The organism is Streptomyces sp. NPDC001770 (assembly GCF_053596135.1).
This window is the reverse complement of sequence record NZ_JBSFFN010000048.1, coordinates 40,089-46,612: the sequence shown is the minus strand read 5'-3', so window position 1 is coordinate 46,612 and position 6,524 is coordinate 40,089. Positions and strand designations below refer to the sequence as shown.

Here is a 6,524-nt window from a genome sequence, read left to right as displayed (position 1 = left end):
TACGCATCCTCGTACAGGGAACCACCCGGCCCAATACCCTCCCAGTACGTGACACCAGGGTCGTTGCGGTCCATCCAGCCATAAGTACGGCGGATCTGGTCGAGCGCGGAGTCCGCCTGTCCGGCCTCGAACCTGGCCACGATCTCGGGGTACGACGTGAAGGCGTACACACGCTGCGACGCGCCCTCGAAGATCGTGTCGTTGTCCATGAAGGCATTGCCGTACGAGCGGCGCGTGGTGGCGTCGAGGTGGGCGAGTACCGAAGCGGCCCGGCCGGCACCGGCGACACCCGCGACGACGGCGATACCGTTGCCGTCCTGGGCGTGGCGCACCGCGCCGGTGCCGGAGTCGAGGTAGGCGCCGGCTTCTTCGTCCCACAGGTGCGCGTTGACGGCTTCGGCCACATGGGCTGCCCGTTCCTCCCAGCGGGCCGCGTCACCGGTGTGCCCCAGCCAGCGCGCAAGGCCGGCGGCGTTGTTCAGCGCCTGCACGTAGAGGGCGTTGTAGTAGGTGATCCTTCCCGTGCGGTCCAGGAAGGCGTAGTCACCGTAGCCGCCGGTGCCGTTGAGGCCCTTGCTGAGCAGTCCGGAGTCGTCGGTGACGCTGGGATACCAGGTATCGAGGACCTTCAGCAGGTTCGGGTAGTACCGCGCCGCATAGGCGTGGTCGCCGGTATAGAGCACGTAGTCCCAGCTGCACGTCACCCACCACAGCGGATAGTCGAACAGCGCAAGGGTGTAGCCGCCGATCGACGCCGGCGGAATCCAGCCGTCCGTCCGCTGATGGTCGGCCAGGTCGGCAAGCACATTGCGTGCGGCGGCCGCGGCTTCGTCGTGTGTCAGGTAAAGGGTACGGGCCGAGACAGCCAGGTCACCGACGTAGGGATCCCGGTCACGCTTCGCACCGTCGTGCAGGACCAGCTTCCCCTCAAGGGTCGCACTCCACGCGCCACGAGGGTCGACGTCGTCGCGGCGGAAGGTGTCCGTGACGAGTTCGTTGGTGTAGGACGCCCCGTACCAGTACCGGTTCAGGTCGTCGTCGGAGCACAGGAACCAGCCACGATACGAGCTCGGCGTGCCCAGATACGCGGTGAAGTCCAGGCTCACGGAATCGATACTGACAGCCCCCCACGACTGCACGGCAGGGGCATCCGACACCAGCGCGTCCAACGTAATCCTGAGGTAACGGAAACCATGCAGCCCGTCCGCGAAGACCTTGTCCCCGGCCTGAAAGCCCTTGTGGTCGAGCCAGTCGGCCCCCTCGGCGGGCACGGCGAACTGATCGGTACCATGTCCGGCCCCGCCCGCCTGATCGGAGCGGGTGAAGTCGCTGCGCTCGCTCAGGAACTGCCTGGTCTCGGAGAACGCCACCCGGACACCGGGCGAGTTGTCGGAAGCAGAGCTGAAACGGATGCGCGGATAGCCGACGACGACCCTGCCGAAATCGACCATCACACTGGGCGGTTCCTCCACCACGACGGCCTCGGGCCAGACTTCATTGATGCGCGTGAACACACCCTGCGAAGTCTCCTGAACCTCCGTCACAGCGACCCGCACCCTGGACGCCCGGACCGAGGCCTTGAACGGCACCGCCCGCTGCACGACATCGTTGTCAGAGATGGTGGCGACCAGACGCCACGAGTCGTCGCTCCATACCTCGACGGTGAAGTCGGCGGGCACACCGTCCCTGTTGGACAGCACGGTGATGCCCGACAACTCACGCGGCGCGGGGAGCGACACGGTCAGCGTGTCGGGGAAGACGCGTTCGGTGTCGTCGTTCCAGAAGGTGTCCGGGTCGCCGTCCACGGCATGGGAAGCGTCGTAGGAACGGGGCTGCCCATCGCTCCCGTTGTTACCCGCATGCACCGAGGAGGCCTCCGCCGTGGTGCCCTCGGGCCAGCGAGGAGCCGGGGCAGGCTGCGGGCGGCGCAGGACGGTGACGGGCCCGCCGGGCTTGAGCAACGCGTCCGCCCTCACGACGTCGCCGGTCGAAGCCATGCTCCTCACAGGACGCACGGTCCGGGACGTGGGCCCCTGAACGTAACGCTGCCAGCCGGTACCGCCCCGGGGCGGCCCGGCCGCGGGGCGCCGGGGGCCCGCAGCGCCCGACGCCAGCGCTGGGGCCGCGCCCGCGAGGGAGAGTCCGGCCGCCGACAGGGCCACAGCCGCGGTACCGGCCGCGATCACGGAGCGGCGGGTGGGACGGACGGCAGGGGTGGGCCCTGCGCCGGGGACGGACTGTATGTCGTTCTCGGACGATCGGTCCGGTGTCATTACGCCTCGCTTCGTGACGATGCCGACTTGATGATCATGCGACTTGAAACGTTTCATTCCCGTTGGGCGTGGTGAAGGTACCGCAAATGCCCGACGGCGTACAGATCTTGAGCAGCCCGCGAAGCCGGGGTACCGACCCGGCCGAAGCCGCGTCCGGACGCAGACCTTGCCCGCGGCTACGGCTACGGCGTTCGCGGCGTCCGGGCTCGTGGGGCCTCTCGCCCCGAGGGTCAGGGGCGAGGGCCGAGGGAGCGGTGGCCCTCCGGTCGCTGGATGATCGCCGCGCGCGTCACGTTGCCGCGACTGCCGCCGGCCCGACCGGCCCCGGCTCTCGAGGGGTCGCCGGAGGGACTCGGGTGACCGGTCGCGACCGGTCCAGTCAGCCTCGGCGGATTCCACCGGGGGTTGGCGCCCTGAGCGGCTTCTGCCGCCGGCCGACGGCAGTTCAAGTATTCCGTCGTCACTCGTACGATCTGCCGCGATACTGCCTTGGCGTCAGCGTCCCGGACGCGCTTCGCCGCACAGCAGCGGATTGAAGGACCGTCTCACGTTGCATCCCCCGCTCTTGAAACGAGAAGGGCGAGGATGCCGGCAATGCTCGTGAAAGCGAGGAGACGTGCTCAGCTGCGCGCGTAGCGGCAGTGGCCCGGCAGGCCATGGCCCGTTCGATGGCCTACGGTGTCGACCGCGTCGTTGTGAGGTCTCGACGCCTTGGCGGGCGATGCGGTGCCGGATGCCGTGCCGGGACAGCCCTTGCCGCGGGTGGCAGTGGTCGTAGCCCTCTTGTCGGCATGGAGCTTTACGGGCTTGCGCCGACAAGATCCTCGGCCGCTCGTCCACGCGGTCGAAACCCCGTCACCTGTGCGGACGTCGGGAACTTCGCCGAGCCGGAATGCGCGAAGCGGCGGCACGCCCGGGGCGCGGTCGTCAGGATGGAGGCATGAACCATGACGACGTCGCGCACTTTGGCCGGCTGCGGCCACTCAGGGTGAGCTCGCCCGAGGGGCCGGTGGCCGCGGTCATGGAGGCCGACGCGGTCGACGCCGTGCGCAACCTCCGGACACTGCTGGTACGAGGCCCCGTGTTCGGGGTAGTCGCGCAGCACCCGCAGGAGGCGCCGCGCTGGCGGGTGATCGAAGAGGTGACGGCAGGCTGCCCCCAGCTCGCCCGGGACAGCCTGAACTCGACTCTGTGGTTCCGAGCCAAGGACGAGGCCCGGAACCGGGAGGAGCGGCGCGCCCTGCTGGCGGCGGTCGCCCTCCTGGAGAAGGAGCCGGTCGACGAACTCACCGTGCTGGGCACGCGCTACCGGGTGGTGCGCGCCGAGGAGTACGCGGGCGTGGGGCGGGACGACAGCGGACCCGAGAAGCCCCGTCCGACCGATCCTGAACCGGCCGTCCAGGTCTGGGACGGCCGCGACACCGACCCTCGGCCGGACGAGGGCCTGATCCTGGACCCGGACGCCCCGGTCACCCCGGCGCAGGCCGCGGAGTACCTGCTGCTGCACGACCTGACCTACGAGGGCCTGCGGTTGTCGCTTCCCGAGGACGCACTCGCCGACTCCCGGCGGGCGTTGGAGAGCCACCCCGAAGTGATGCTGATGCCCACACTGTTCCGGGTGGTGGAGCGCCAGGGTTCCGGCAGGTGGTCGCCGGGCGGCAGCCTGCACGCCCGGGCGCGCGACGCCCGCAGGTCACTCGAGTTCGGCCTCACCTGGCTGGAGCCGCGCCGGCTGGGGCTCATCCCCGAGGACACCATCGACCGGGACATCGACGCCCGCTCGGTAGCGGCCGACACCGCCCATCCCGCCGCCGAAACGCTGGCCCAGTACGCCCGCGCGGGAGACCTGCTGCGCAAGGAACGGGCCGACGAGGTCGAGTGCGACGGCACGGTCCACCGCATCTGCCGTGTGGGGCGGCTGCTGCGCTGGGGCCCCGACGGGCCGGAGCGCGTACGCCCCTCCGACGTCAGCAGCTACCCACCCACGCGGATCCACCCCTTCCTCGACGAAGACGGCACCATCCACCACGACAAGGACGACGACGAGGACACGGATGAGGAAAGGAGTGTGGACGGGATCGGGGGCGGGAGCAGGGATGGGAGCGGTTGAGCGCCGCGTCCACGACTGCGGTGGCCGGCCGTCCCGCGACCACGGCCCCGCCAACGGCGAGAAAGCCGACGCCGCGCTTGGCCGACACAGAGCCCGCACCGTTCGTCCAGCGGACTCCCGGACGCTGACCAGCAGCACGTACAGGGAGGCCCCGTTCCGGGTACGGCAGGAACGGGGCCTCTCGTGGAGCGCTGGGCAGGCCTTGCACCTGCATTTCCCCGCGGGAAGCGGGGCGTCTTTCCTTGGACGACCAACGCACCGGCAACCGTACCGCCGAAGCGGCCGACGCCTTCAAGATCAACTATAGCCCAGGCCGGCCGGGGTCTGCACACCTGGACGCACCGAGCACCAAAAGCCGCACCCCCGACAACAAACCCCCAGCATTCCGCGCGGCGCGCTGGAAGAAGAAGTCGCCGCCGGACGGCGTCAACAGCAACACCCCGGGCCCGCGCCGACGACCGGCCGCCCGACTCGACGCACCACGCCCCGACCGACCTCCCCCGGCGGCGACACCCGCGCTGGAACACCCCCGGAGCAACCCTCCCAAGCCCCCTTGCCGCGTCCCATGCACCTGAAAATCAGAGATAGAACGTTCGGTCTTGACAGGCGGTGGCAACCTCGCCATCCTAAGAACAGAACGTTCGGTCTTGACAGGTTGGTCTCCGGTGACCCGCAGGAGTTCCCGCAGGCGTCGAACCTGCCGGACCGGCTTCCCCTCCACGGGTTTCCCCTCCGTGTCCACGGAGAGAGCGAAAGGGATTGTTGTGAGCGCTGTTGCTGCTGCATCAGGCGTTACCGGGACGGCGTCCGCGCTGCGCCGGCTGTATTTCGTACGGTTCGCGTTCGCCATCGTATGGGCGCTGGTGATGTTCACGATGGCGGAGGAGATCAGCCCGGTCGGGGCCGTACTGCTGGTGCTGTATCCACTGTTCGACGTGGCTGCGGCCGTCGTCGACGCCAGGTCGTCGCGCCTCACCGAAGCACCGGGATCTCCGGTCCTGCTGTACCTGAACATCGCAGTGAGCCTGGCCGCCGCCGTGGGCGTGGGCGTGGCAAGCGCGTCGGGGATTCCGGCGGTGCTGCAGGTGTGGGGCGCCTGGGCGATCGTGTCAGGGCTGGTCCAGCTGATCGTGGCCGTACCCCGTCGCAGGCTGGGCGGCCAGTGGCCGATGATTTTCAGCGGCGGCATCTCCGTACTGGCGGGCGCATCGTTCGTCGCCTCCGCCGGCGCCGACGACCCCGCGCTCACCAGTGCGGTCGGCTACGCGGTTCCGGGCGGCATCTTCTTCCTCATCTCCGCCCTGCGGCTCGGCCGTGCCACGAAGCAGGACTGACGAGCATCGGGCTGACGCGCCCTGGCGTTCACGGCTGACCGTGGCGGCCGTCGCGTGGAGCTTCGGCCGGCGCGTCGGACCGGTCGTCAGGTTCGACGGTCAGCCCGAGCAGGCGCAGTTCGCGGATGGACTTGCCGGCGATCTTGCGGCCGAGAAGGGGGCGGTTGTTGTGGTGGCGGTACACGCCGGCCGGTTCGGCGGCCAGTGGTTCCTCCCAGCCTCGGTGGAGGGCGGTGAGACGGACGGTGAAACCGACCAGGAACGCGAGCGGCGCGCTTGCGCCACGCGGGAGCCCGGCCTGGTCCAGGACGATCCACACCGCTCCGGTCAGCACGGCGGTGGCGGCGAACCACTCGCCGCGGACCGAGCTGCTCGGGCGGCACGCCGCAGGAGACGTCGATGAGGAAGCGTCCGGCGGTAGGGCCCACGACGGCGAGGACGAGGGAGCCCACGACGGGCAGGCCGACGTCCACCCCGGTCTGCGCCCCGACGGTGGCGTACCAGGGCAGGGCGAGGGAAGTGACGAACTGGAAGAGGCCCTCGCGGAACAGCTGCCCTGCGGAGTACGCCAGGTGGTAGCCGGAGGAGCCCGGCGAGCAGACACAGCACGGCGTAGGAGGAGTTGGTCAGCGCGGCCGGGACGCGGCCGACCATGATGTCGCGGCCGACTCCGCCGCCGATGCCCCGAGCGGGGCCCGGAACCCAGGGTTCCCATCGCCCACTGCGTCGTACTCACCGGGCTCCTCCGGTGGGCACGACGGGTGCGGGTGCGGGTGCGGGTGCGACGAGCACGGGTGCCGGGGACCA

General features: G+C 70.0%; 5 protein-coding genes and 1 pseudogene. 2 read left to right on the top strand and 4 right to left on the bottom strand.

Annotated features, from left to right (window positions below; genetic code table 11):
- Both ACWCSV_RS30995 and ACWCSV_RS30990 read right to left on the bottom strand, forming a co-directional pair.
- Positions 1–1,997, bottom strand: a 1,997-nt coding sequence (locus ACWCSV_RS30995) for an alpha-L-rhamnosidase-related protein (RefSeq protein ID WP_451147908.1), incomplete at its 3' end; no start/stop codon positions are given.
- A gap of 951 nt (positions 1,998–2,948) precedes the next feature.
- Positions 2,949–3,079 (bottom strand): annotated as a pseudogene (locus ACWCSV_RS30990) (IS5/IS1182 family transposase); the annotation flags it as partial.
- Between the two features lie 134 nt (positions 3,080–3,213).
- Here ACWCSV_RS30990 and ACWCSV_RS30985 point away from each other — a divergent pair.
- Together ACWCSV_RS30985 and ACWCSV_RS30980 are read left to right on the top strand one after the other, a co-directional pair.
- The gene (locus ACWCSV_RS30985; protein ID WP_451147906.1) at positions 3,214–4,383 is read left to right on the top strand and encodes a DUF5954 family protein; all 1,170 of its coding nucleotides are present in this window, start codon (positions 3,214–3,216) and stop codon (positions 4,381–4,383) included.
- A gap of 764 nt (positions 4,384–5,147) precedes the next feature.
- Positions 5,148–5,717 carry a hypothetical protein gene (locus tag ACWCSV_RS30980; RefSeq protein WP_451147904.1) on the top strand — a complete coding sequence of 190 codons (570 nt, stop codon included), beginning with the start codon at positions 5,148–5,150 and terminating at the stop codon, positions 5,715–5,717.
- Between the two features lie 28 nt (positions 5,718–5,745).
- On the opposite strand, the gene ACWCSV_RS30975 is transcribed toward ACWCSV_RS30980, so the two are convergent.
- On the bottom strand, positions 5,746–6,051 hold the full coding sequence (locus ACWCSV_RS30975) for a hypothetical protein (protein WP_451147902.1): 306 nt from the start codon (positions 6,049–6,051) through the stop codon (positions 5,746–5,748).
- Positions 6,045–6,371, bottom strand: a complete 327-nt coding sequence (locus ACWCSV_RS30970; protein WP_451147900.1) for a hypothetical protein — start codon at positions 6,369–6,371, stop codon at positions 6,045–6,047. The genes ACWCSV_RS30975 and ACWCSV_RS30970 overlap by 7 nt, the downstream gene beginning before the upstream one ends.
- Between the last annotated feature and the right edge of the window lie 153 nt (positions 6,372–6,524).